The 24,069-nt window shown below is 34.7% G+C and carries 21 protein-coding genes and 3 pseudogenes; 11 read left to right on the forward strand and 13 right to left on the reverse strand.

Going from position 1 to position 24,069, the window contains the following annotated elements:
• Positions 1-341 precede the first annotated feature (341 nt).
• A complete protein-coding gene (locus BAU28_RS03255) occupies positions 342-527 on the forward strand; it encodes a YhzD family protein (RefSeq protein ID WP_002170682.1) in 186 nt (61 codons plus the stop codon).
• 26 nt (positions 528-553) lie between these two features.
• On the opposite strand, the gene BAU28_RS03260 is transcribed toward BAU28_RS03255, so the two are convergent.
• Positions 554-916 carry a hypothetical protein gene (locus tag BAU28_RS03260; protein WP_071717724.1) on the reverse strand — a complete coding sequence of 121 codons (363 nt, stop codon included), beginning with the start codon at positions 914-916 and terminating at the stop codon, positions 554-556.
• A 155-nt stretch (positions 917-1,071) separates the two neighbouring features.
• On the opposite strand from BAU28_RS03260, the gene BAU28_RS03265 reads away from it, so the two are divergent.
• Together BAU28_RS03265 and BAU28_RS03270 are read left to right on the forward strand one after the other, a co-directional pair.
• A complete protein-coding gene (locus BAU28_RS03265; protein ID WP_000273536.1) occupies positions 1,072-1,212 on the forward strand; it encodes a YflJ family protein in 141 nt (46 codons plus the stop codon).
• Between the two features lie 130 nt (positions 1,213-1,342).
• Positions 1,343-2,332, forward strand: a complete 990-nt coding sequence (locus BAU28_RS03270; RefSeq protein WP_071717725.1) for a zinc-dependent alcohol dehydrogenase family protein — start codon at positions 1,343-1,345, stop codon at positions 2,330-2,332.
• A 69-nt stretch (positions 2,333-2,401) separates the two neighbouring features.
• Here BAU28_RS03270 and BAU28_RS03275 read toward each other — a convergent pair whose 3' ends face one another.
• Positions 2,402-2,698, reverse strand: coding sequence for a hypothetical protein (locus BAU28_RS03275; RefSeq protein ID WP_025149461.1), 297 nt, complete (start codon positions 2,696-2,698; stop codon positions 2,402-2,404).
• A gap of 247 nt (positions 2,699-2,945) precedes the next feature.
• Here BAU28_RS03275 and BAU28_RS03280 point away from each other — a divergent pair, with 247 nt between their 5' ends.
• From BAU28_RS03280 to BAU28_RS03290, 3 genes are all read left to right on the forward strand, one after another.
• On the forward strand, positions 2,946-3,626 hold the full coding sequence (locus BAU28_RS03280; RefSeq protein WP_071717726.1) for a FadR/GntR family transcriptional regulator: 681 nt from the start codon (positions 2,946-2,948) through the stop codon (positions 3,624-3,626).
• Positions 3,627-3,689: 63 nt separating this feature from the next.
• A complete protein-coding gene (locus tag BAU28_RS03285; RefSeq protein ID WP_071717727.1) occupies positions 3,690-4,337 on the forward strand; it encodes an MOSC domain-containing protein in 648 nt (215 codons plus the stop codon).
• A 66-nt stretch (positions 4,338-4,403) separates the two neighbouring features.
• On the forward strand, positions 4,404-5,585 hold the full coding sequence (locus BAU28_RS03290) for an MFS transporter (RefSeq protein ID WP_071717728.1): 1,182 nt from the start codon (positions 4,404-4,406) through the stop codon (positions 5,583-5,585).
• Between the two features lie 119 nt (positions 5,586-5,704).
• On the opposite strand, the gene BAU28_RS03295 is transcribed toward BAU28_RS03290, so the two are convergent.
• Entirely contained in the window at positions 5,705-6,016 is a 312-nt protein-coding gene (locus BAU28_RS03295; RefSeq protein WP_071717729.1) for a heavy metal-binding domain-containing protein, read from the reverse strand.
• A 202-nt stretch (positions 6,017-6,218) separates the two neighbouring features.
• On the opposite strand from BAU28_RS03295, the gene BAU28_RS03300 reads away from it, so the two are divergent.
• Positions 6,219-6,677 (forward strand): hypothetical protein, encoded by a 459-nt coding sequence (locus tag BAU28_RS03300; RefSeq protein ID WP_071717730.1) that lies wholly within the window; start codon positions 6,219-6,221, stop codon positions 6,675-6,677.
• A 56-nt stretch (positions 6,678-6,733) separates the two neighbouring features.
• On the opposite strand, the gene BAU28_RS03305 is transcribed toward BAU28_RS03300, so the two are convergent.
• A complete protein-coding gene (locus BAU28_RS03305) occupies positions 6,734-8,467 on the reverse strand; it encodes an S-layer homology domain-containing protein (RefSeq protein ID WP_071717731.1) in 1,734 nt (577 codons plus the stop codon).
• 772 nt (positions 8,468-9,239) lie between these two features.
• Here BAU28_RS03305 and BAU28_RS03315 point away from each other — a divergent pair.
• Positions 9,240-10,070 carry a VanW family protein gene (locus tag BAU28_RS03315; protein ID WP_071717732.1) on the forward strand — a complete coding sequence of 277 codons (831 nt, stop codon included), beginning with the start codon at positions 9,240-9,242 and terminating at the stop codon, positions 10,068-10,070.
• 295 nt (positions 10,071-10,365) lie between these two features.
• On the opposite strand, the gene BAU28_RS03320 is transcribed toward BAU28_RS03315, so the two are convergent.
• Positions 10,366-12,753 carry an immune inhibitor A domain-containing protein gene (locus BAU28_RS03320; protein WP_083594501.1) on the reverse strand — a complete coding sequence of 796 codons (2,388 nt, stop codon included), beginning with the start codon at positions 12,751-12,753 and terminating at the stop codon, positions 10,366-10,368.
• Positions 12,754-13,485: 732 nt separating this feature from the next.
• Here BAU28_RS03320 and BAU28_RS03325 point away from each other — a divergent pair.
• Positions 13,486-13,644: a hypothetical protein gene (locus BAU28_RS03325; protein ID WP_025149475.1), complete on the forward strand. Its 159-nt coding sequence runs from the start codon at positions 13,486-13,488 to the stop codon at positions 13,642-13,644.
• Positions 13,645-13,892: 248 nt separating this feature from the next.
• Here BAU28_RS03325 and dhaK read toward each other — a convergent pair whose 3' ends face one another.
• Complete coding sequence (gene dhaK, locus BAU28_RS03330; RefSeq protein ID WP_071717734.1) at positions 13,893-15,644, reverse strand: dihydroxyacetone kinase subunit DhaK; 1,752 nt, start codon at positions 15,642-15,644, stop codon at positions 13,893-13,895.
• Positions 15,645-15,822: 178 nt separating this feature from the next.
• On the opposite strand from dhaK, the gene dhaS reads away from it, so the two are divergent.
• Entirely contained in the window at positions 15,823-16,395 is a 573-nt protein-coding gene (gene dhaS, locus BAU28_RS03335) for a dihydroxyacetone kinase transcriptional activator DhaS (protein WP_002170664.1), read from the forward strand.
• 13 nt (positions 16,396-16,408) lie between these two features.
• Positions 16,409-17,407, forward strand: a complete 999-nt coding sequence (gene dhaQ / locus BAU28_RS03340; protein WP_071717735.1) for a DhaKLM operon coactivator DhaQ — start codon at positions 16,409-16,411, stop codon at positions 17,405-17,407.
• A 177-nt stretch (positions 17,408-17,584) separates the two neighbouring features.
• Here dhaQ and BAU28_RS03345 read toward each other — a convergent pair.
• The 7 genes and pseudogenes from BAU28_RS03345 to BAU28_RS03375 all read right to left on the reverse strand — a co-directional run.
• A pseudogene (locus BAU28_RS03345) lies at positions 17,585-17,815 on the reverse strand (hypothetical protein); the annotation flags it as partial.
• 24 nt (positions 17,816-17,839) lie between these two features.
• On the reverse strand, positions 17,840-18,547 hold the full coding sequence (locus BAU28_RS03350) for an IS6 family transposase (protein WP_071717736.1): 708 nt from the start codon (positions 18,545-18,547) through the stop codon (positions 17,840-17,842).
• A 92-nt stretch (positions 18,548-18,639) separates the two neighbouring features.
• A complete protein-coding gene (locus tag BAU28_RS03355) occupies positions 18,640-21,246 on the reverse strand; it encodes an ABC transporter permease (RefSeq protein WP_071717737.1) in 2,607 nt (868 codons plus the stop codon).
• Positions 21,243-21,998: an ABC transporter ATP-binding protein gene (locus BAU28_RS03360; RefSeq protein WP_071717738.1), complete on the reverse strand. Its 756-nt coding sequence runs from the start codon at positions 21,996-21,998 to the stop codon at positions 21,243-21,245. The genes BAU28_RS03355 and BAU28_RS03360 overlap by 4 nt, the downstream gene beginning before the upstream one ends.
• 486 nt (positions 21,999-22,484) lie before the next feature.
• Positions 22,485-22,778, reverse strand: a pseudogene (locus BAU28_RS31520) (transposase); the annotation flags it as partial.
• Between the two features lie 216 nt (positions 22,779-22,994).
• The gene (locus BAU28_RS03370) at positions 22,995-23,390 is read right to left on the reverse strand and encodes a vitamin K epoxide reductase family protein (RefSeq protein WP_071717739.1); all 396 of its coding nucleotides are present in this window, start codon (positions 23,388-23,390) and stop codon (positions 22,995-22,997) included.
• Positions 23,391-23,843: 453 nt separating this feature from the next.
• A pseudogene (locus BAU28_RS03375) lies at positions 23,844-24,069 on the reverse strand (hypothetical protein); the annotation flags it as partial.

The following is a 24,069-nucleotide window of genomic DNA, read 5'->3' on the forward strand; positions in this document are numbered from 1 at the left end:
AAATAACGATCCTTTCTATATTTCAAAAGTTTCATCTTATCAACAATAACTATTCAATTGCTGAAAACTAATAATCAGTGGGGATAAAAAAACTCCCCACTGATTAAAGTTTCACTTTATCCCGAATTAACGGGCAGTAGGGCAAAGAAGCTAGTCTGAAAGTTAACTGCCCGTAAATACCCGATTGGTTCAACTAATAATCAGTGGGGATAAAAAAACTCCCCACTGATTAAAGTTTCACTTTATTGTAACACGCAATGTCATATATTTCTTTGCATATTCTAGCGATTTATGACAAAATAGTTATAAGATTCTGATTTTAATTATTGGAGGGAATTTTCATGGGAGTATACGTTCTAACAGTCTTTGAAAAAGATGGTTCAAAAGCATTAGACGAATCATTCGAGGCGGCAACTGAAAAAGAAGCGAAATCGAAAGGCGAATCTATTTTACAAGAAAAAGGATTGTACGAAAAAACACATCGCTGCACATCTTCTGCAGGCAAGCTCGTTTTATTCCAGCGCTAAAAAAAGAAGCGTCATCCGCTTCTTTTTCACTCTACTATATCTTCGTCACACCACGTAAATACTACATCTAGAATGCGATTACCGATACGTACGCGCTTATTCCATTTTCCTGTTTGGATCTGATGTTGCAATTCTGTCTTCATCTTTTCCGTCCAGTCGTGAATCGTTTCACTACCGCCGTACGGATATACGCTCGGAAACTCTTCCTGCAGAAGATGCAAACTCTCTGCATCAAAATGAAAATGGAAAAAGTAGTTTGCTGTAAGCGATGGTTCTTGCAATCGTAAAAAATGATCATCAATTTGCTTTCTATTTCTGTAGAAAGTAAAGATGTTCACTTTTCCGCTCGTAATTTGGTCAATTTGAATTTCGTGCTTCTCTATAATCACGTCTTGCCCACCTCGTTATATACTACCTTTAGTATATATGTCTTTTGCAACAAAGTTAACCATTTTCACACGAAATTCATTTCCTTCATTATAATCCCGTACCTCCAAGTACAATCAGAACAAATAAAAAAACAAAGTTGAAGGGGAGCGATCACATGTATTTCGGAAGCAAAGGTTGGTATGTAAAAGAACTTAAAAAATTAGGTATCCGTACTTATGAAGGCAAAAAACTAGAATCTTATCGTACGCATGTTTTATCTAGCTTACTTGAAAGAATGAAGAAAGCTTCGGCTTAATAGATGTAGGAAGCAACTACGGTTGCTTCCTTTTTATTTTGCGTATGTCCCCTCCTACATTTAAATGAGACAAGCAATTGAAATACAGATGTTATAATAAATCTAACTACACTAAGGGGGAACATTTATTTTGTTCGGAAAATACATTCAATTTCATAAGTTTGGCAATCCGAAAGATGTATTAAACGTTGAATATAAAAATATAGAACCACCAAAAGATAACGAAGTGCTCGTTCGCATGCTAGTTAGACCGATTAATCCATCTGACTTAATTCCAATAAGCGGAGCGTACGCACATAGAATCCCTTTACCTAACATACCTGGTTATGAAGGTGTTGGCATTGTAGAAGATGTTGGTCCTTTCGTTTCTAAAGATCTCATCGGTAAACGTGTTTTGCCATTACGCGGAGAAGGTACTTGGCAAGAGTTCGTTACAACAACAGCTGACTTTGTGGTCCCTATTCCTGATTCCATTGATGACTTTACAGCGGCACAAATGTATATTAATCCCCTTACAGCGTGGGTTACGTGTACAGAAACTCTAAACTTAAAACGTAATGACGTTTTATTAGTGAACGCGTGCGGATCCGCTATCGGACATCTATTTGCTCAGTTATCACAAATTTTAAACTTCCGATTAATTGCAGTTACAAGAAATAATAAGCATACAGAGGAATTACTTCAGCTTGGTGCTGACTATGTAATAGATACTTCCACTACCTCGCTTTATGAAACCGTTATGGAATTAACAAATGGAGTAGGTGCAGATGCTGCGATTGATTCTATTGGGGGAGCGGATGGAAATGAATTAGCTTTCTCCTTACGTCCAAATGGGCACTTTTTAACTATAGGTCTTCTATCAGGAGTACAAGTAAACTGGGCAGAGATTGTCACTAAAGCAAAAGTGCACGCTAACATATTTCATTTACGACATTGGAATAAAGACGTGTCACCATACAAATGGCAAGAAACGTTTCGTCACTTAATCCGCTTAGTAGAAAATAAGCAATTACGTTTCATGACGGTACATTCTACGTATGACTTAGTAGATGTAAAAAATGCGGTTGATGTCGTTCAATCTGCCGAGAAAACAAAAGGAAAAGTGTTTTTGACGAGCTAATAAAATTATAAAGGATAGATTAACAGTATAAAATATACTCTATCTATCCTTTTTGTATCTTATTTAAACTTAATTTCCGAAGGTTTTTTCAAAATAGAAGCCTGGCCCATTAATTTGTGGAACAAATCCTTCTTGAGTCGAGCTGTTTTCCACCATATTTTGTTCTTCTGCTGTTATAACAGTGATCACATCTTTCTCTTCTACTACTTTTCTTTCTCTTTGATCTTGTTCTTCTTTAGTAACAAGCTTATATTGATCTCCATCAGTCTGTGCAAATACCTTTGTACTTTGAACATCTTTTACAAATCCAAGTGATAACGCTAATACACTCGAGAAGGCAATAGATAATACTAATTTTCTTTTCATAAGTACCCCCTATTTTTCCATTGTTTTTATTATGAATATAATACCATAAATAACTTATTAATCCAGTTCAACAGAGATAAGTCGATTTAAAAATTTTCGTTTGGATAATCCCTTATAATTTATAGGATCCAAAAGTGTATTTGCCCCTACGCAACGTTATCACCTCGTTTCAACTACCTAAAAAATAACATTGTCAACAGAACTTAAATTGGTTATCATAAAAGCGAATATAACAGGAGATGAGCAGATGAATATAAACGAAAAGAAATCTTTTTCAAAAGTTTCTCGACGAAAATTAGTCGACGAAGTGTTGGAACGTCTACAAGAAAAAATCTTTTCTGGTGAGTATGAAGTAGGTGATCGCCTCCCTACAGAGCCGCAATTAATGGAAGAGCTAGGTGTAGGGCGTTCAACGTTGCGAGAAAGCATAAAAATATTAGTACATGCTGGCATACTAGAGGTTCGACAAGGACAAGGTACTCGCATTATCTCACTAAATATAGCACAAGATTCATTTGAAAAACGATTACAAGAAGCTAATATTAGTCATGTGTATGAAGCACGTAATATGTTGGATAAGGAAGTAGCTATGTTGGCGGCACAACGCCGAAATGAAGAAGATCTTTTATACTTAAAAGGACATTTAAATAAAAGAAAAAATGCCCTTCAGGAAGGAAATTATGTAGCATACATAGATGCAGACATTCAGTTTCATCTAGCAATTGCAAAGGCGAGCAAAAACGAAGTTCTACTTGATATGTATCAATCTTTCGTACCTGTTCTTCGTCACATTTTAAGCCAATTAATATTAAATACAACTGACTATGAAGATAACTCTGAGGTTCATGAAAAATTATTCCAAGCTATTTTAAAACAAAATGCCGAAGAGGCTCAAACATACGCTGTTCAAAATTTGGAGCTGAAATAAGCTCCTTATATATTACACTTAAACATCAGATGATGTTATGAATCAAGAAAGGAGAATGAAGAAATGCCACAAACGACTTTTCAAATAAAGTCCATCAACATCGGAAAAATAGAGCAACTACCTTATGGAAAAACTCTTATTTCAACAGCAATAAGAAAATACCCTGTCCAAGGTGATATATTTTTAACGAAAAATGGTTTACTTGGGGATGAACAAGCTTATAAAGATCATGGCGGACTAGATAAAGCATTATGCGTTTACTCTTACGATCACTACGCCTATTGGAGCAAAATAATCCCTTCTATGATAGATGATTCACTCTTTGGAGAAAATATTACCGTATACGGATTGACTGAAGAAACTGTTCATGTTGGCGATATCTTTTCTTTCGGAGAAGCAATTATACAAATATCAGAGCCAAGAAATCCATGCTATAAACTTGCGAAGAAATATAACGTCCCTACCCTGCCACTTGAAATGCAACAAACTGGATTTACGGGTTTCCTCTGTCGCGTGTTACAAGAAGGAAAAGTTTCTACAAGTGATTGTTTACAACTTATTAAATCACATCCTAAACGGGTGTCTATTGCACAAATTAACCGTGTTAAATTTCATGATAAAGATGATATAAAAACAATAAAAAACATTATTGAATTGGACGCATTGTCAAATAGCTTACGCGAATTACTATTAAAACGTTTAAATAAATAGTCATGCCATAAAACATCAGATGATATACTCAATAACATCTGATGTTTAAGAGAGGAGAAAAAGAAATTGAAACATCGCGAACGAACTTATTTGTATATATTAGCACTATTTTTCGTTTCAATTAATTTACGCGTCGGAATTACATCCGTTTCACCTTTATTAGAAACAATCCGCCAAGACTTAAATATAAGCAACTTTTCCGTTAGCTTTTTAACAGCTATCCCTGTATTTTGTATGGGCACATTCGCCTTACTAACAGGGAAGGTAATTAAAAAATATGGTGCAGAGAAAGCAATTATGGCTTGCCTTATTTTAATCGGCTTTGCAACATGTATGAGAGCCTTTACCTCTTCCCTTTTTACATTATTCACGAGCTCTCTATTTATCGGTATTGGAATCGCGCTTGCAGGACCGTTACTATCAGGTTTTATTAAAGAAAAATTCCCTACTAAAATCGGCTTAATGATTGGAATATATTCAGTAGGCATGGGAACTGGCGCTTCTTTAAGCGCAGGATTAACGATTCCTTTACAACATGTATTAAAAGGATCTTGGAATATGGCACTCGCTTTTTGGGGTGTACTTACTATCGTAGCCATTATATTTTGGTATCCGGTTATGAAACGAAAAAAGAATACGCACGTACAAAATAGAAAGAATAATAGTTTGCCTTTAAGAAATAAAAAAGCATGGTTGTTCACAATCTTTTTCGGACTACAATCAGGAATCTTTTATTCTATTACTACTTGGCTTGCGCCAGCAAATCAAAGTATGGGTGTAAGCAACCAACAAGCTGGTACTCTTATAACCGTTTTTACAGTTATTCAAATGATATGCAGCTTTTTAATTCCAACGTTAGCCGATATTTATAAAAACCGAGCACTTTGGTTATTAGGAAGCATATGTTTTGTACTGATAGGTTTATCGCTCATGATATATCCATTAACTACACCATGGATTACTTCTATTTTACTAGGGATCGGGCTCGGCGGTGTATTTCCACTCGCTCTAATGCTACCGCTATATGAAACAAAAACTTCAGAAGATGCGAGTGCATGGACTGCTATGATGCAATCAGGAGGATACATTATAAGTGGCTTCATTCCTGTCTTAGCAGGAATCGCTCGTGACTATTTTAATGGTTATACGCAAGTTTTTATTATAATGGCACTTCTAAGCTTAATTTTGTTCATTTTAACTTTAGTCATGAGCAAAAGAAAGATAGAAACGAAAGATCTTATAGCTTAAATGAAAAGAATGAGCCTTTTCCTAAAGGATAAAGCTTATTCTTTTTAATTCTACAACTTGAAAACAAAAAAAGCCCCTCAAAGCATATGCTTCAAGGGGTGAGCCTGTTTTTTATTTAATTATATACGTACAGCTGTACCACTTACAGCAACCATTAACATTCCATCGCGAACAACTTCGTAATCTACGTCGACACCAACGATAGCGTTCGCACCTTTTTGTCTTGCAAGTTCTTTCATTTCTCCCATTGCAACATCACGAGCTTCTTTTAGCTTACTTTCATAAGCACCAGCACGACCACCGACAACATCACGAACTGAAGCGAATAAATCGCGGACAATATTAGCACCCATAATAGCTTCACCATTTACAATATCAATATACTCAATAATCTCTTTACCTTGAATTCCAGACGTTGTTGTTACAATCATGACTGACACTCTCCTAATAACTTATAGTTTTTGATTAGCTTTCTTATGTCTTTATTATGCCATGGAAAAAGTATCTAATCTATTGAATTACCTTACAGGAATGTGACAGTTTTGTAAGGATAGAAGTTTATTTATTCATCCCTTTACAAATACTATCTAAATTGACGGAAAATTATTATAATTAATATTAAGGAGGGATAATATGAAAAAAATCACATCTATATGTGCTCTAACCGTTCTATCTTTCACTTTAATTGGTTGTACAAGCACCTCGACTACAGATAAGACTTCACAAGCTAAGCAAGAACATACACAAAATACCATTCAATTAAACTCCGCAAATATTACAGACATTGAAATACTTAAAACAACAAATAACAATGTTTCAAAATCTCAAACAGACAATGAGGAATTGATAAAATCTATCGTCTCGGCAGTTCAAAATGGAACTCCTAAAACAATCACACTAGATCAAAACAAGAGACAATCTGCCCATTCTACTATAACCGTTACATATAAAGATGACTCGAAAGAAGAATTTCTTGTGTGGGTTGATAATAAAGATCAAATTACGATTGCTAAGGGTGTAAATGGAGATAAGATAGAAGGTGTAACAGTGGGCATTGAAAGTTCTAAAATAATGAAGGATTTTTTTAAATGACAAACGAAAAAAAGCAACCTGATTCCCTATAAAAAGGACTCAGGTTGTTTCTCTTTTTAATATGTAAACGTAATCGTCACCAAAGAATATCCTTCTTTTGCATTATACGGCTCCGCCTTATATGACACTCGATTGGCTCCTTTTGGATAACTGATTTCTCCAATTGCCTTTTTCACATCTTGCAATGCACCGTCCATTGATTGCTTATAAAGAACTTCAATCTTTTCCGGTTTTGCACTATAGCGCTGCTGCATTTTATTTTTCAGTTCATTATAATTATTTGCAACGTACTCATTTCCTAAATAATTTAGTTTTGTATCTTTTAATATTTGTTCATATGCAGGTGTTTTAGAGCTACCCGCTGCAATTTTATTTGTAAGTGTATCATAATAATTTGTAGTAGCCTGTGGGTATTCACCGCGGTTCCACTCGTGATTTCTTGCAATTTGTTCATCCGATAGATTGAAATAAGAATACGTTACTCGGCCTTGTTCATCCGGTATTGGATCATCGAATGTTGTATCAAGGTGGTACCATTTATTATCGACTTTAACTAAATTCCAAGCATGAGGTTGTCCGTCTCCAGTTCCTACTACAAAATGATTCTCAATTCCAGCTTCTTTTAATAATTGATAAGTTAATAGTGCGTAACCTTGGCAAACGGCAGAACGATTCACTAACGCCTCATATGCTGTATACGCTTTATAAGACGTATCATAAGAAACATGCTTCACTACGTAATCATGAATCGCCTTCACTTTTTCGTGATCATCCATTCCCACTTGAATAATAGAGGAAACGATCGCTTTTGCTTGTTTCATTACATATTCCGTTTGTTCTTTCGTTTCACGATATGTAATATGTAACGTAAACGTATAATTTCCAGGTGATCCAGAAAGTGAATATGAAGCATTCGATCTATTATAATTTGTATACTCATTTTTATTTGCAACTTCTTTATATGCGTTAAAAAGTGTATTCATCACTTCTTCTGTATTACTATTTTTCGTTTGATACGGAAGTGTAATGTTCGTTTCGTATGTATTAATACGCTTTTGTACTTCATCTTTAAACGTTGTTAATAAAGCAGCATCTCCTGTACTTTTCACATCAGAGTTTTTATATTCCAAAGCTTTATATAAAAACTGTGCATATTGTTCACGTGTTACTGTAGTATACGGCCCAAACTTCCCTTCACCTGTACCAGCTGCAATCCCGTTTGACTGCACCGCACTAATCGCGTTTTCTGCCCAAAAACCATTTGGAACATCGTTAAATGTATGTTTTTTCGTTGCAGAGACTTGAAAAGCAATTGTAAGAATTTGTGCCATTTCCGCACGACTAACAGAATCTTTCGGTCTAAAACCGCCATTTCCATCACCTTTAAAAATCCCTAATTTCGTTAACGTTAAAACCTCTTCAGGAAACAGTGTAGAACCTGAGCGAATATCACGATAAGGATTGTTTAAAGTAGATCCATCTTTTAATACATAACGAGTTCCATCATTACTAAACGAACCGCCTTGCTTATTCGGTACTAACACTCGATAAACTAAAGCCGCAACTTGCTCTCTCGTCGCAACATCACCAAAACCAAACTTCCCATTTCCATAACCTGAAATAATATTTTTACTCGCTAAATCTTTAATCGCAGGATAGGACCAGTGCGATGTTGGCACATCAGAAAAAATGCCTGCTTCAGCAGCTTTAATCTCATCTACATTTGTATATAATAAAGCACCACCAATAAGTGATAATGATGTAATTGATTTTAATAGTTTTGTATACATAATGCCTTCTCCCAATACGTCTTCTATTTTTGTTATTTTTTGTCGAAAAATCTAAAAGAATATGACAAAACACATTATACAATTAAAACTTTTCGGAGGATATACTAAATTTTAAAATATGCAAAAACTCATATTGTTATAGGGATTCATACTGATATTATGCTGTTTTACTTGCGAATATATAAATATAAAACGAAACCGCAGTCTGGGACTAGACTGCGGTTTTTCGATGTACAATGAATTACAGAAATCACTAAGAGTTACATAATCTTTCATTGTAATTAACTTAGCTTTTTATTTGCTAAGAAACTTTGCAACAGAACCTAGTAAAGTCTCAAAAAACAACTTATTATCAATCAATATTTAGTAAAAACATATTAATACTTTAGAATTTCTTTAATTTTCATTATTCTTTATTTAAGGTTATCCTTTATATTTATAATGTGTTTATTTGAATTTATCGTATTGAAGCGGATTTCCACATGACTATGAGCCATTCGGAAAATGGAAAAAATAAGGTCCCCATTAAATTAATTACACTGTTCTTTTGCGTCTTTTATCTATTTATGTTAATTATTATGCAGCTAAGAAAAGTACATTTTATCGATATATATATAAGAATGTAGTTAACAAACGAGAGAATGCGACAATTAATATTACCGTTCTGTGCGGGAAAACTTGGGTAAATTCAAAGTCATTCATACGACAATTGAGATTGGGAGCGTAATTACGGAAATGGTAACATATGAAAACGATGGAGAGAGGAACTAAAATGAATTTAGTGAACTTACGTCCTAAACAGCGGTCTAAGTATCGCATTCTACTAGGGACATGGTATTACTCTACAAAGAGGTACATTCAGTGGTTAACAGACGGAAAAACATATGCAAAAACGTTTCAACAAGAAAAGTTACCCTGTACAGCGATTCAGCACCGAACGATACTACTTCGTAAACTCAAAGATGTAGATATGTGGTATCAACAGAATAAAGTTGTTAATTTAAAGATTGCTATTAAACAACTAAATGGTATCGTCATTAAGCCGGGAGAAACATTCTCTTACTGGCGTTTAATAGGTAAGCCTACGAGGAGAAAAGGGTATGTAGAAGGTATGATACTACACTATGGATCTTTTCAAGCAGGTATTGGAGGAGGGCTTTGTCAGCTTTCAAATTTAATATATTGGATGACCTTACATACACCATTGACAGTAACAGAGCGATATCGTCATAGTTTTGATGTCTTTCCTGATTCCAAGCGGACCCAACCATTTGGAAGCGGAGCAACTTGTTCTTATAACTATTTGGATTTACAAATCAAAAATGAAACGGACCAATCGTATCAACTTCACCTTTATATTACGGATAAGCATTTAGTCGGTGAATGGAGAGTTGCCCATCCACAGCTTTATCAATATGAGGTTTATGAAAAAGAACACTCAATCCAATCTGCGTACTGGGGTGGTTATATACGACATAATGTTATTCAACGTAGAGTATATAATCAACAGAAACAGTTTATAGAAGACCAATATGTAACGGAGAATCACGCTATAATGATGTACGAACCACTATTAGCTTATAATAATGAGGAAAGTGAGTGACTTATCATTGCTTACAATCAAGTCTGATAAGTATTTTGTAATTATATGTAACATGCGCTCATCTCTTAATATTTGATGGTCTATATATTTTTTTACTATAGTCTCTTTCACTTTAAAAGAATAGGCAATTCTCTAGCAATATCATTTCTCGTTTTTAGTGAAAATGTAGTTTATATCTTCCTTTCCAATGAACTGGTTCCTAAACTAAACTGCACCGTTTCCACAACAAGAAGAGAGCTGTCGATAATTCGGTTTCACCGACTTATCGGACAGCTCCTCTTAGTTTCACTTTATTCTATCGATGAATCCAAACTGCACCTGCAGACTTGTCTTCAGCTTGACCTACTACTTCAAACTTTAATCCTAGTTTCGGCAACTTACGTCCTGCATCTGGAATCGCGCTGTTGATGTACTGCTTAGAGTCATCAAATTTTGCAACACCTGGTAATCCTTTATAGTCAAAGATACCGCGAGTTGGCGAATCTACTCTCCATGCTGGCGTTTGATCAAATGAGAATGCCGCATCGGCGATTTGGTAACGCGTACTGCTCTTCACAGTCGGTTGTCCGTTTAATGTCCCTACGATTGCCTCTGGGTGAGAATCTACTACTCCTAAGAATCCTTCACCTGGATGAACACCTACCCAGTTATCTGTAAAGCTTTGATCCGCATACCATACAACCATTCCTGTATTAAATACTGGGCCACGCGCATGTTGTAATGCCGTGTCAGAACCAGCGTAATTTCTCCACTCCAAATAGTAGTTATGTTTTTTCTGTTCAAATCCGTTAGATACAGTAAATCCTTTTAATGTCATTGCTGGTTGGCCTTCTGCATCATCCGAGAAAACAACTTTTCCATCTACAGTTAATGCAGCATTATCTAACGCAAATCCTTTATAAGCTACTGCAACATCTGTTAAATACTCAAATTGCAGTTTTACTTTTTTCCCTTTGAATTGGCTTAAATCGTATGATTTATCAACCCACTTACCATCCGTTGTATCCATACCGCCTTTTACATCTTTTTCGCCCATTCTATCAATACGTGTCTTCGTTCCATCTTCCGTAATCGCATTTACGTCAAGGAAATCATACTTCGCTTCAAGTTCATAGAATGCCTTATAATCAAACTTAGCATCTTTTGCATTTGTTAAGTCAAATACTGGTGTCTCAAGTGTTGTATGAATGTCATTTCCTTTTGTACTGTAATAAAACTTCTTACCAAACGCCGAGTCGATATTTTTTATATCTTTGTCCGGCAAGTTAACACGAACGATTCCTGGTCGTTTTGATTTTGTAACACTTTGATCTAAATATGTTGCAGCACCGATTCCTGTGCGCAGTTTATCATAATCTACCTCAACGATATTCGCCCAGTTACCATTCATATTCTTTTGGAAAAACTCTTTATTTTGTGGTGAGAAACTTGTTGGTTCTGTTCCTGCAATTTTTCCAGCCCAGCTGCCGCCGCTCATAATAGACCATGACTCAATAGGTTCACCTTGTCCGGAGTACTTTGTATCATACTCATCTGGTAAACCTAAATCATGACCATACTCATGCGCAAACACACCAACCGCTCCATCTTCAGGCTCGATTGTATAATCGTATGCAGCCATCTTTCCGCCCCAATTCGGAACAGAAGATTTTGTGCCATCAATCGCATACGGTTTTGATCCAAGTTTTGAACGATGAGACCAAATCGCATCATCTTTCAATTTACCGCCGCCAGCTTCTTGCCCCACGCCAGCATGTACAACCATTAAATGATCAATAATGCCATCTGGCTCATTTTTATTTCCATCACCATTTTGATCGTATTGATCAAATTGATCATAGTCTGCTAAATTGATCCCTTTTGCTACCGCTGCTTTTAATGCTTCTTTCACAAGATCGCGTGGCCCTAAAGGACCTTTGTTATCATGACCAGTACCTGCATCCGCACCATAATCTGAAGCCTTTCCTGGAACAGTAAGCCATTCTGTTACAGTTCCATCAACTGTGTAGCTGCCACCAGATTGTTCTTCATAATATTGTTTAAATGTGTTAATCTTCGATCCATCAAATAACGTAAATGGTTCATCACCAAATAACATTTTTTGATAATGTTCACGATTAAAGTCCTTAGAATACATGTATCCTGGCTCTTGATCAATATTGTTATGCTTAAAATCGCTAAATTCTACGAGTAAAACAAGTACTTTATCTTTTCGAACAGCTCCATTGTAATCAGCTTGCTTCGCTGGTGTAGTAGGTACTTTTCCATTTAATTGTCTAGGATTCAATCCTGCATCTTGTTCAGCTACTGGCCCTGCTGCCTGCTGCTGCGCCTGTTCATTTTCCTTCATTTTTGCATCTTTTACTTTTTTCATAAAATCAGAAGCTTCTTGCGTAAGACTATCTCCTGTCAAGATTTCTTTCCCAGGGTTTTCCCCTTTCTTTTTCTCAACATATTTTTCGACAGCCTTTGATGTCTCAGCTTGTGAAGCAGATTGATCAATTACTCCTCTTTGTTTTAGTGCTTCTGCCAAACGCTCCTCCGGTATTAAATGCTCATCTATTGGTAGAGATGACGTTGGTGTCTCAGCATACGCTGCATGACTCCCAAAAGCAAAACTACTACTTAGTACTGCGGCTGTTGCTAATACCGATAAAGGTTTTAACTTCTTATTCTTTTTCAATGCATTTCCTCCCCAGTGTCTGCGAATTATCGTTTTTTTTGCCGATAGAAACATAATATTCTCTTTATAGAGAATATTCAATATTTTTCAACAAATAAAATGTTGAGAAATATTTTTTTATGCAGGGTGAAATACGTAGGGTAGCACAATACAAAGGTTCTGCTGGTTTATGCTTTTTTCAAATTTTGCACATAACCATAAAGTGGAATCACTCGTTCTTTTATCTTGATAGCGATGGAGTAGCGCTGGGAAAATACTTATTTACAACACTGAGGAAATACAACATACAAACAGCCCAAGTTCCTCATTAGAACTTGGGCTGTTTGTTATTTGAATGAATACTTTCCATATGGATTCTTATAAGATTCTGAATCATTTTATGTAGATTCACTTTACAAAAAGGCTGTTATTTATTTATTTTAAGTGCAATAGTCATATTTGCTCGATTCACTTATTTTTTGGAAATAAATAAATAAATAAATAATCACCACCTAAGGAATCCTATTGAATTCCTTTTCTATTTATATTCTAATTACCCCTTAAATTATCAGAAAATTATTGAAAAAACTTTTTCTTTCCATATATAACTCTATCACACTTAATTTCTTGCTAGTATATACATACCAATATACAAATAAACATAGTAGAAAGCGACACTGTAAAAGCTAGTAAATACTTTTATATTAGTCATCAAGCTAAAGAAAAAACTTTCGAAAAAGGAGCGTTAAAATAATGAAAAAACTTTTTGGAATGATTTTAGGTTTATCACTTTCAGCTGCTTTATCTATAGGGTTAGCATTCCCTTCACAATCAGATTCTAAGGAACAAGTTGATTCGACTAAATCTAGTACAATTATGTACATGCAATCCAGCCACGGTGACTCCTGGTAATACAAAGAATTTTTTATCCGTTAACATCATTAATTACGAAAAGGGTACTCCCTCAATGGAGTACCCTTTTCGTAATTAATAGACAACATATAGCAGACTACTTATTAACTTCAGCCCATTTACACTTAAATTCTGTACCGAAATCATTTGCAACTAAGGTAATTGGTTTGCTTCTAAGCCACATTAAAATATCATTCAACTAAATTTAAAAACCCCTCCACCTTAAGGTAGAAGGGTTCTTCTAATTTCTATTTCAAACTACCCGCAATCTCCGTAAAGATAACCCCAAGTGCATGCGCACCTGCATCAGGATATCCTAAACTTCTTTCACCAACTGTACCAGCGCGGCCCATGCGAGCGACGATTTCTTTCGTATACTCTGCTCCTTTAACCGCTGCTTCTGCTCCTTTTTCAAAGGCAGTTTTCACGTCTACTTCATTTGAAGCACTATCGATCCAAGAGTCTACACATGGAGCAAGTGCATCAACAAGCGTTTTATCACCAACTACCGCTCCTCTGCCAAATGATCTTTCACCGATAGATTGTATGCCTTGAAGTGCCGATTGCAGCATTTCAGCAAACTCTCCAACTGTTAGCTCACGTTTTTCGCCGACAGCTTTACTTGCTGCACGGAACGCTCCGCCCCAAATTGGACCTGAAGCTCCTCCGCAATGCTCCATAATAACCATAGAACAACCGCCAAGGAACGTTCCGATAGTTACATTCTCTTGCGCTAAAATAGAATGCCACTCACGTTTTAATTGCTTAAATCCTTTCGCAACGCTCATTCCGAAGTCCCCGTCACCAGCATGCGTATCTAACTCACAAAACGGTACTTCATTTTTAATAATAACGTCACTCATTTTATCAACGAGATAAATCATGTTGTTTAATGTAATGACATTATCTTTTATAACAGCGTGTTCTTCTGCTGTTTCTAGTTCAAATGAAACTTCCTTCTCTTCTACATCTTCAAGCACATTCACGTACTCTACACTCTCAACTGGTCCATCTACTTTAAACGCAGGTGTATTACACTCTTTAGACAGTAATGCTTTTAGCTCATCGTCTAGTTTCATCACTGTTAAAGACATACCAGCCATATCAATACTCGTCATATAGTTACCGACGAACACTCTATTAATTTTAATGTTTCTAGCAGCTAATTCTCTCGTAACCGCATTGTTAAATAGATAAAGTTCTTGAAGTGGTGTGCCGCCAAAACCATTTACAAGAAGCGCAATTTCCTCGCCATCTTTTACTCCTAAGTCTTTTATTAAATCGTTTGTCATACGGTTAGCTAATTCATCTGCTGACATCATTTTTTCACGCTTAATGCCTGGTTCACCGTGAATACCTACGCCGTATTCCATTTCATCTTCAGCAAGTGTAAAAGTAGGTGATCCACTTGCTGGAACTGTACAAGAAGTTAACGCTAAACCGATTGTGCGCACATTAGCCGCTGCTTTTTCTGCGACAGCTTTCACCGCTCCTAAATCCATACCTGCTTCCGCTGCTGCGCCGGCAATTTTATGCACTAAAATAACTCCCGCAACGCCGCGGCGCCCTACTGTATATAGACTATCTTCTACCGCAATATCATCGTCCACTTTTACGTAGTCTACTTCAATTCCATCTTCAGTCGCTAAATGCGCACCGTTTTTGAAATTCATAATATCGCCGCTGTAATTTTTAATAATTAATAACGTACCTTTTTTACTAGCTGTCTCTTTAATCGCTTGATATACCTGAATTTGCGAAGGAGAAGCAAACACATCTCCGCACACTGCCGCATCTAACATTCCTTTTCCGACTAGCCCTGCATGTGCTGGCTCATGACCACTACCGCCGCCGCTAATTAACGTTACTTTATTTTCATTCATTTCTTTCTTCTTAATGACTTTATATTTTTTCAAAAGCTCAAGCTCTGGATGAGCCATAACCATTCCGTTGCACATTTCCATTACTAATGTTTCTGGTTTATTTATAATCTTTTTCATTGTGATTCTCCCTCAATTCCTTTAATATATTGTGATATATTTGAAATCTTTTTCTTACTATTCATGTTAAAATGAAAGCGTTTTATAGTAAACGGACAAAATGAACGATTTGTCTAAAGACACCGCTCTCATTTATGGATAGGATTTTTATATTACTAACATTCTAGGGATGATTCAGATGACCTCTTCTATAATTTCTAAAAAGATTATCGCGAACTCATTGAAATATTTAATGGAAACAGAATCGTTTCATAAAATATCAGTGAGCGATATTATGTTACACTGTCAAATGCGTAGACAAACTTTTTATTATCATTTTAAAGATAAATTTGAACTATTAAGTTGGATTTATAGAGAAGAAACGAAAGAAAACATTATAGACTTTCTCGACTATGAGAAATGGGAAAATATTTTCGATTTATTATTTGATTACTTTTATGAAAATCAAAAATTTTACCGAAATGCATTTAAAGTCATTGAGCAAAACTCATTTAATCACTATTTATTTGAGCATACGAAAAACTTATATATGAAGATTATTGATGAACTATCAATGAGTTGCAGACTAACTCTTTCTAATGAAACGAAAAATACGATTGCCTCTTTTTATAGTCACGGCTTCGTTGGGACGATAAAAGATTGGATTGAAAGCAAATGTGAAGTAGATCCATCCATTATGTCTTCTCTCATGAAAAATATGATAAACAATCAATTACTACTTTTACTCGAGCAATCAGCAAACAAATCATAAGGTGGCAAGAACAATGAAAAAGATTATGAATGATGTAGAAAATATTGTTCAAGATATGCTGCATGGCTTTTATTTTGAATATAACGACAAAGTAAATTATGACGAAACACATAACATCATTTATGTAAAAGGCATCGCAAAAATGAAGCAAAATGTTGTCATTATAAGCGGGGGTGGTAGCGGACATGAACCAGCTGACATTGGCTATGTAGGAAAAGGAATGCTTACAGCGGCAGTAAACGGAAGTATCTTCACTCCGCCTACAGTGGAACAAATTGTAGCGGCAACTCGACTTATGCCAAAGGATAAAAGTATTTTATTCATCATTAAAAACTTTAAAGATGACGTAGCAAACTTTCTAGCTGCAGAACAAATCGCCAAAGAAGAAGGAAGACAAGTTGATCATGTCATCATCAATGATGACGTTTCAATTGAAGATGATGCTTCTTTTAATAAAAGAAGACGCGGCGTAGCTGGCACCGTTTTCGTTCAAAAAATGTTAGGCGCGGCCGCTTTTGAGGGACATTCTTTAGAAGAACTAACAGCACTCGGCCGTTCTGTCACCGAAAACTTACACACATTAGGAGTCGCCCTTTCACCTGCAAATGATCCAGTCCAGGGAAAAGCTTCATTCACATTAAATGACGATGAAGTCTTTTACGGAGTTGGCATCCACGGCGAAAAAGGATACCGTAAAGAAGCGCTATCCTCTTCTGAAATATTAGCGATCGAACTTATGAATAAACTAAAAAGCATTTACCGCTGGAGAAAAGGTGACAACTTTGCGATCCTCATTAACGGATTAGGTGCGACACCATTAATGGAACAATACATTTTCGCAAATGATATTCGTCGTTTATGCGAGCTGGAAGGCTTACACATAAAGTTCGTTAAAGTCGGTACGCTGCTAACATCTTTAGATATGAAGGGTGTTTCATTGAGTTTTCTTAAAATAGAAGCTTCTGATTGGATAAAGTGGTTGAAAGCGGATGACGGAACGAGTAGTTGGTAACAATAACTAAAAATTGTGATGATAAAAGCCTGTAACTATACAAGTTAACGGAGTTCAAGCAACAGACCTTATAATTTTTGTCTAGTTAAGTATTGACATACCAGTGTATAGAAAAAAAAGCCAAGATTCCAATTATTGGCTTTTTCACTATAATTAGAATGATTTTATACATTAAGCTCATTTTCTTAAATCAATAGTTAGCTCATCTGTAATCTTCTCAAGATGGAAAAATCTTTTTATATAATGGATATCTGACCATTTTTCTTCCCCACCAACAACAAATAATTCTTGCGCATCATACATAAATGAAAAGCTTGGATAGAAACTATCATCCTTTATTTCACTCGCACCAGTACTATTACTGATAACGGTTCTGGTGCAAAAATAAAATAAAAGAGAATAAAGCGCATATATCCCTAACGGAATCGTATCTTATGGTGCAAGTCCAAACAATTGATGGATGAATTCTTTCTGATTTTGGACAGACTGGTCCCGTAAATCAAGCTGTTCTTTTTTAATCATATGCATGGCTTCTCCCCCAGAAAGAATGGATGTAGCTGTGTCAAAACATTTGAGCCCTAGCATAGAACGGATTCGCTTCTTTATAAAGCGATGATCTTGTTCTACTATGTTATTCAAGTACTTTTGTTGTCTAAGTTGCATACCATCAGGTATGCTTTTTTCTTTTTTTAACTGTTCAATCGCTATAGGATAAGCTGGGTTCTTATCGACAGTTATAACACGCGGCTTTGAAACATGAAAAGACTGCAAAGCTTTCTTGAAAAAGCGCTTTACAGCCTTTTGGTCTCTTGTTTTGTTTAGGAAAAAATCAATTGTGTTTCCTTTCGAATCAACAGCACGATACAAATACATCCATTGACCTTTTACTTTGATATATGTTTCATCGCCCCTCCAAGAGTCATTTGTTTGTTTGAGGTGACGACGGATTCGTTTGTCCAATTCAGGACCATACTGATGAACCCAACGCATAATCGTTGTATGAGAAATGGATACCCCCCGTTCTTCTAGCATTTCCACCAAATCACGAAAACTGAGGTTGTACCGTAGGTACCATCTTACCGTTAACAAAATAATATCAGGCTGATAATGCTTCCATTTGAATACATTTTCCTTTTCCATACCAATCACGCACTCTTTCTAAAGTAATAGTAACAGTATGTCCAAGATTTATAGATTCATTGCAATTGTCCTTAAGTTTTTGCACCAGAACCTTATTTATTATTTAATTTGTCTAATATATTAACCTTTGATAATTTGATTGCTGGTATTAGGGAAGCTATAATACCTAAAATAGGACTAATAGATAGGCAAATCAATACGATTTTTAAAGGGAATATGAATGTTGTAGTTTTTAGTAATACTAGCAATTGATAGACTAAGATAACCCCACAAAATACCCCTATTATTCCTCCAGAAATTGAAACCATAGAACCTTCAAGTAAAGAGAGACGAATAATTTGATTACGCTTAGAGCCTATAGCTCTCATAGTTGCAAACTCTCTAGCACGTTCCCTTAAACTACTTGCCATTCCATTCATTAGAGCGATAAAAGCCAAGAAAATTATCATGCAAACTGTATAGAGTAGTATCGCGATTCTTTGATAATATTGCTGAAGAAATTTACTTATCTCTTCTTCTTGACTATATAAAATTATCTTTGAAGAAGATTGATTTTGAATAAGGGATTTTATTTGTGCACTTACTGTATTTTTGTTATGAGTGATATTAAAATAAACTTTATCTATTGTATTTACACCTGCAATATTTTTCATTAATGTAGGGGAGGTATATATACGCAAGTCAGATTGATCATTTGTCAAAGGGTTTCGATCGATGATGCCGATAACTTTTAATGAGATAATGTTTTTTTCGGAATCGCCATTTTCAAAATTATTTTTTTGATCTTTCGTTGCTAATTGTTCCTCGGGAATTAAACGAATTGTATCGTGAAGTTTGTATCCCAACATTTTAGAAGCAAAAGAAGTTAATATAACTCCTCCTTCATTTAAACTTTCCTCGGTTATAGTACCTTGTTTAATCTCAATAGGTAGTGTTTTTTGAAGGGATGAAAAATCTAATCCTTGTATACCGACTAAAAATTGTTTTTGACCATTTATATTATATGTTACAGTATTTTCGGAATTAATATTTTGACCTAAATTTAAAGTGAAAAAAAGTTTAGATTTATATACTGGTATTGCATTAATATGTTTAATACTTTTTATGTTTTGATATAAATTTTCAGATAATCCGGGTTCTTCATAGGATGAATTAGAATGCAGTGTGTAGTTAAGTGGATATTGATGTTCTATATCGGTTTGAGTTATATCTTTAACCACTTTAAGAAAATGTAATCCGACAATACAAATTACTATACCTAATATTAAAACACGTACTACTTGAATATTTCTTTTGATTTGTTTCAGTACATTTCTACTAGCTAATAAACTATCGCCTTTAAAAATTTTTTTAAATAATATAGTTATTAGATTCGTAATTATTTTAAACATTGTAGGTAATCCTAGATGTATAGACATTAAAAATAAAACAATGCCTATTATATATATCTTGGATTGTTGCCAATAGTTGTAATTTAAAAGGTAGATGGTGCAGGATACTAGAAACATTAAGATACTAGCAGCTATTGTCAAAGGATTTTGCTTATAGTTAAGGTCAGTTGAACTATGATAAGCTTCAATAGGTGCAAGATTGCTAGCAGACAATGCCGGGAAAATACTTGCAGTCATTGTTAATATTATTGCTGAAAGAATTCCTATTAGAATAGAGTTCCATGGAATAGAAATAAATCCAAGTTGTAAATTCATTAGGTTTCCAATAAGTTTATATGAAAGCATAGATAAGAATATACCTGTTATTAAACCAGTTAATGCTGAAATTATGGCTATAATAAAAGATTCATTCATTACCAAAAGAAAAATCTTTCTTCTTTTAATCCCTAATAATCTTAAAGTAGCTAGTTCTTTTTTTCTTTCTTGAATAGACATTTGTAATGCCCCGATGATAAGTAACATACTACCAAGTAAAATAGCAATGCTTAACCATTGAATAATTGGTTTTAATCCACCTATATTTTCTCTCTCTTTATCTGCTTTAATTTGACTATCTATAGATAAGTTCTTGTATTTGTTTTTTAAAGTTTGTATAAATTGTTCTTTATCCTCTAAATCATTTAATTTAATTATTAATGTAGTTGTATGACCATTTTGGTTGGTCATATTTGCTAACCATTTATAATTAAATAATACAATTGAATTGAGGTATTGATTTTGCTCCATAATTCCTGATACTGTTACCTCCTTCACACCATTTGGTGGAAAAGGAAACTCAAGTTTAGAACCTATTTTTAAATTTTTAGAATGCGCCATATTATAAGGAATGACGATTTCATTTGAATTAGGTAATTTTCCAGAAGATAATTTTGCAAACATATGTTGTTTTGCTAACTCTTCATCTTTTATGCCCACATACATAGGTTGTTCAACCATTTCTTTGTATGGATTTTGTTCACCGATGTATGGATATAGAAGCGGAGTGCTACTTTTAACTTCTTTTAAATTATTAATAGTGTTTATATCTTCTTGTGAAAGAAACTGAGTAGAATCTTTATATCCAATTATTAAATCGTAGTCCCCATATTTTTCTTTTATAGTTTTTTCGTTTGACTTTTCAACAGTGTGTATTAAGATGTTAGAAAAAATTAATAATGCTATTCCTATAGTTACACCAACTATAGAAAAAACAGTCCTGCTTTTTTGAGATTTTAAGAATTTTATTGATAGTAGAAAGGATCCTTTCATATAGAGATCTCCTCTATTTTATTTATTATTAAGCTAGTTTTTTCTCTGGAAGATAGGTTTGAATTTTTCAGAATCAGTTCATCTTGGATTCCACCATCTTTTAGAAAAATCACTCGATGAGAATACGATGCCACCATAGCATCATGGGTGACAACAACTAAAGAATGTTGTAAACGTTCACAAAACTCTCGCAATAAATCCAAAATATCCTTACTTGTTTTTGAATCTAAGCTTCCTGTTGGTTCATCTGCTAATATAATTTTAGGTTGTGTTACTAGAGCTCTTGCAATGGCAACTCGCTGTTGTTGACCGCCAGACATTTTGGAAGGATATGCTGATTTTAAATTTCCTATACCAACTAGATCTAATAGTTCTGATGCTTTTTGTCTGATCTTTTCGATGTTATGTCCAGCTAATTCCGAAGGGAGTGTTACATTCTCCATAGCAGTTAAAACTGGTATTAAGTTGAAAAATTGAAATATGAATCCTATTTGATTACTTCTAATCTCGGTTAATTCATTATCATTTAGGTTATTTATCTTAATATTATTTATAAGTACTTCTCCTGAAGATGGTCGATCTAAGCCTGATAGGATATTTAATAAAGTAGATTTCCCTGAACCGCTAGTCCCCATTATTGCTAAAAATTCACCTGTTTTGACCTCTAATGAAACGTTTTTTAATGCGTAAAATGTATTAGCTTCCTCTCCGTATATTTTGGAGATATTTTGTGCTTTTAATATGCTAGTCATTAAAGTACCCCCTGTATTTTGTGAATTATGATACTACGTCAAGATAATAGACACAGATTTCTACCGCGCTTTCGCTAGGTGACCTTCATAAAAAATTCAAAGTGAACTACTCGCCACTTAGCAAAGTTTGAAATGGGAGCTTCTCAGTTCCACGACAAAAGCAATCTTTTTTCTCCCTGAGCGTTACTTCGGGGCATTCCAACCCTATCCCTAGATGTCCAACGTTTGAACGTTCTTTTTTACTGTTGATATTTTACGCAGGAAACGAATAGCTTGGTTTTTGCATTTTGTTTTCTTCCTGTAACCTCATATATCAAGTTATCAAAGAACTTCATATAGCTAGTTTATCAAAGATTTTTGGCCATGCAAAACCGAAATTCATATCCCACCTACCGTTGGGATATCGCCCTACACACGCTTGAGGAAGGAGAATTCTTTCGGGTAAATTCGATAAAGAACCGTTTTAAAATTTTTATGAAGCTAAAATCAAGCTACTGAATTCTCATACATACGTTCAAATTCATTCGGTGTATAGTATCCCAGCGTTGAATGAATTCATTTTGAATTGTAGAAGGACTCGATACAAGCATTGTCATAACAGTTTCCCTTTCGGCTCATACTGCCTATCATTTGATACTTTTTTAACAGTCTCTGCTATTCATTGGAAGCATATTGAACCCCTCGATCTGAATGGTGAATGGTGCCTTTCTCAGGATTTTGACGATTATAAGCCATCGTTAGTGCAGTAATCACCAATTTCCTTGTCATGGTTTTGTTCATGGACCCACTGCAGTACAGACTTTCTTAGAAACAGGACATACAGAACTATTTCCAACCAGATAAAGAGGGGTTCCACTTCAGAGCGAAACATCTCTTCATCTTGGATTTTTACATGTTAGCTGAGTAGTTACGTTATGACTATACTGACTCTGATCCTTTCTAAGTAGGTATATATTCTATTTTCTTATATACCTACTTAGAAAGAATTTTTATAATTTAGCCAGTTTCCTTTTCATATTTAGTTTTCAAATCAATCAATGCCTTTATCCAAAGCATGCTAATTATTATAAAAGATGAGACACACCAAAAACAAATAGCTTCAATTTTTACAATAGAAACTAACATTAAATATATAGAAAATAAAAAACCTATGGTAGTTATTATAAGTTCTGTGTAAAAGTATATTGTCTCTCTTTTATAAAACACATAAAGATTAATTAATATTAAATACCCCAAAATACCTATAAGCGAAATAGGAAAAATACCAATACGCGCATATTCACTATTCGCTACAATATCACATCCTTTAGTTGGACAATATGATACATGCCCTTTACTGAAGTATAAATACAACGAAATTAACAATCCTACAAAAGCTAGTATTTTTTTCACATTAACCTCACTATGATAGTAGCCAATCCAAAAGACATGAATCAACTAAATTTATTACGCCTTTTATAAATATAATAATTTTCATTATCCTTCTTAACTATGATGTTCAGAATTCCTTATCAACGCCTCCTATTTCCCACCCTCCATGGACCCATTCTTCACTGTCTTGGATGCAATCTACGGTATTGCCAAACTCAATAATTATAGGACTCATATTTTTCCTCTTTCTTCTAATATTATTAAGGTCAAGTACTCCCTATTATCACCTCTAGGTTCATCTACATACTATCCTTAAATTATGAAATATAAAGGTTCCTGTACTCCACTTTTCACAATCTTTAATAACACTTAATTCTTTATCAAATTCTAAACTAATAAACTTCTTATACATTTTATCCTTAACCTATAAAGAAAGGATGATTCATCAGTCTATGAATCATCCATTTTTTTATCCTATGGCTCGCAGCGGTCTGCTCTCATAGTCGTACAAATACAATGCTTTTTCGTACCATCTTCATTAGTTACCAATCTGTACTGTCTATCAGAATCATCGAAGGTCCAACTTTCTGATCCCCATCCTCCACAGCCTTGGATGGTATCTACCGCTTTACCAAACTCAATAATTGTAGGACTCATATACGTTTTCATTAAATTTTCCCCTTTCCTTCTCACATAATTA

Origin of the sequence: Bacillus paramycoides (assembly GCF_001884235.1) — a bacterium.
GTDB classification, from domain to species: Bacteria; Bacillota; Bacilli; order Bacillales; family Bacillaceae_G; genus Bacillus_A; species Bacillus_A paramycoides.

Coding starts and splice junctions, on each gene's coding strand:
- BAU28_RS03255 (WP_002170682.1), top strand. CDS start 342: ATGGGAGTATACGTTCTAACAGTCTTTGAAAAAGATGGTTCAAAAGCA.
- BAU28_RS03265 (WP_000273536.1), top strand. CDS start 1,072: ATGTATTTCGGAAGCAAAGGTTGGTATGTAAAAGAACTTAAAAAATTA.
- BAU28_RS03275 (WP_025149461.1), bottom strand. CDS start 2,698: ATGAAAAGAAAATTAGTATTATCTATTGCCTTCTCGAGTGTATTAGCG.
- BAU28_RS03280 (WP_071717726.1), top strand. CDS start 2,946: ATGAATATAAACGAAAAGAAATCTTTTTCAAAAGTTTCTCGACGAAAA.
- BAU28_RS03285 (WP_071717727.1), top strand. CDS start 3,690: ATGCCACAAACGACTTTTCAAATAAAGTCCATCAACATCGGAAAAATA.
- BAU28_RS03295 (WP_071717729.1), bottom strand. CDS start 6,016: ATGATTGTAACAACAACGTCTGGAATTCAAGGTAAAGAGATTATTGAG.
- BAU28_RS03300 (WP_071717730.1), top strand. CDS start 6,219: ATGAAAAAAATCACATCTATATGTGCTCTAACCGTTCTATCTTTCACT.
- BAU28_RS03305 (WP_071717731.1), bottom strand. CDS start 8,467: ATGTATACAAAACTATTAAAATCAATTACATCATTATCACTTATTGGT.
- BAU28_RS03315 (WP_071717732.1), top strand. CDS start 9,240: ATGAATTTAGTGAACTTACGTCCTAAACAGCGGTCTAAGTATCGCATT.
- BAU28_RS03325 (WP_025149475.1), top strand. CDS start 13,486: ATGAAAAAACTTTTTGGAATGATTTTAGGTTTATCACTTTCAGCTGCT.
- dhaK (WP_071717734.1), bottom strand. CDS start 15,644: ATGAAAAAGATTATAAATAAACCAGAAACATTAGTAATGGAAATGTGC.
- dhaS (WP_002170664.1), top strand. CDS start 15,823: ATGACCTCTTCTATAATTTCTAAAAAGATTATCGCGAACTCATTGAAA.
- dhaQ (WP_071717735.1), top strand. CDS start 16,409: ATGAAAAAGATTATGAATGATGTAGAAAATATTGTTCAAGATATGCTG.
- BAU28_RS03350 (WP_071717736.1), bottom strand. CDS start 18,547: ATGGAAAAGGAAAATGTATTCAAATGGAAGCATTATCAGCCTGATATT.
- BAU28_RS03355 (WP_071717737.1), bottom strand. CDS start 21,246: ATGAAAGGATCCTTTCTACTATCAATAAAATTCTTAAAATCTCAAAAA.
- BAU28_RS03360 (WP_071717738.1), bottom strand. CDS start 21,998: ATGACTAGCATATTAAAAGCACAAAATATCTCCAAAATATACGGAGAG.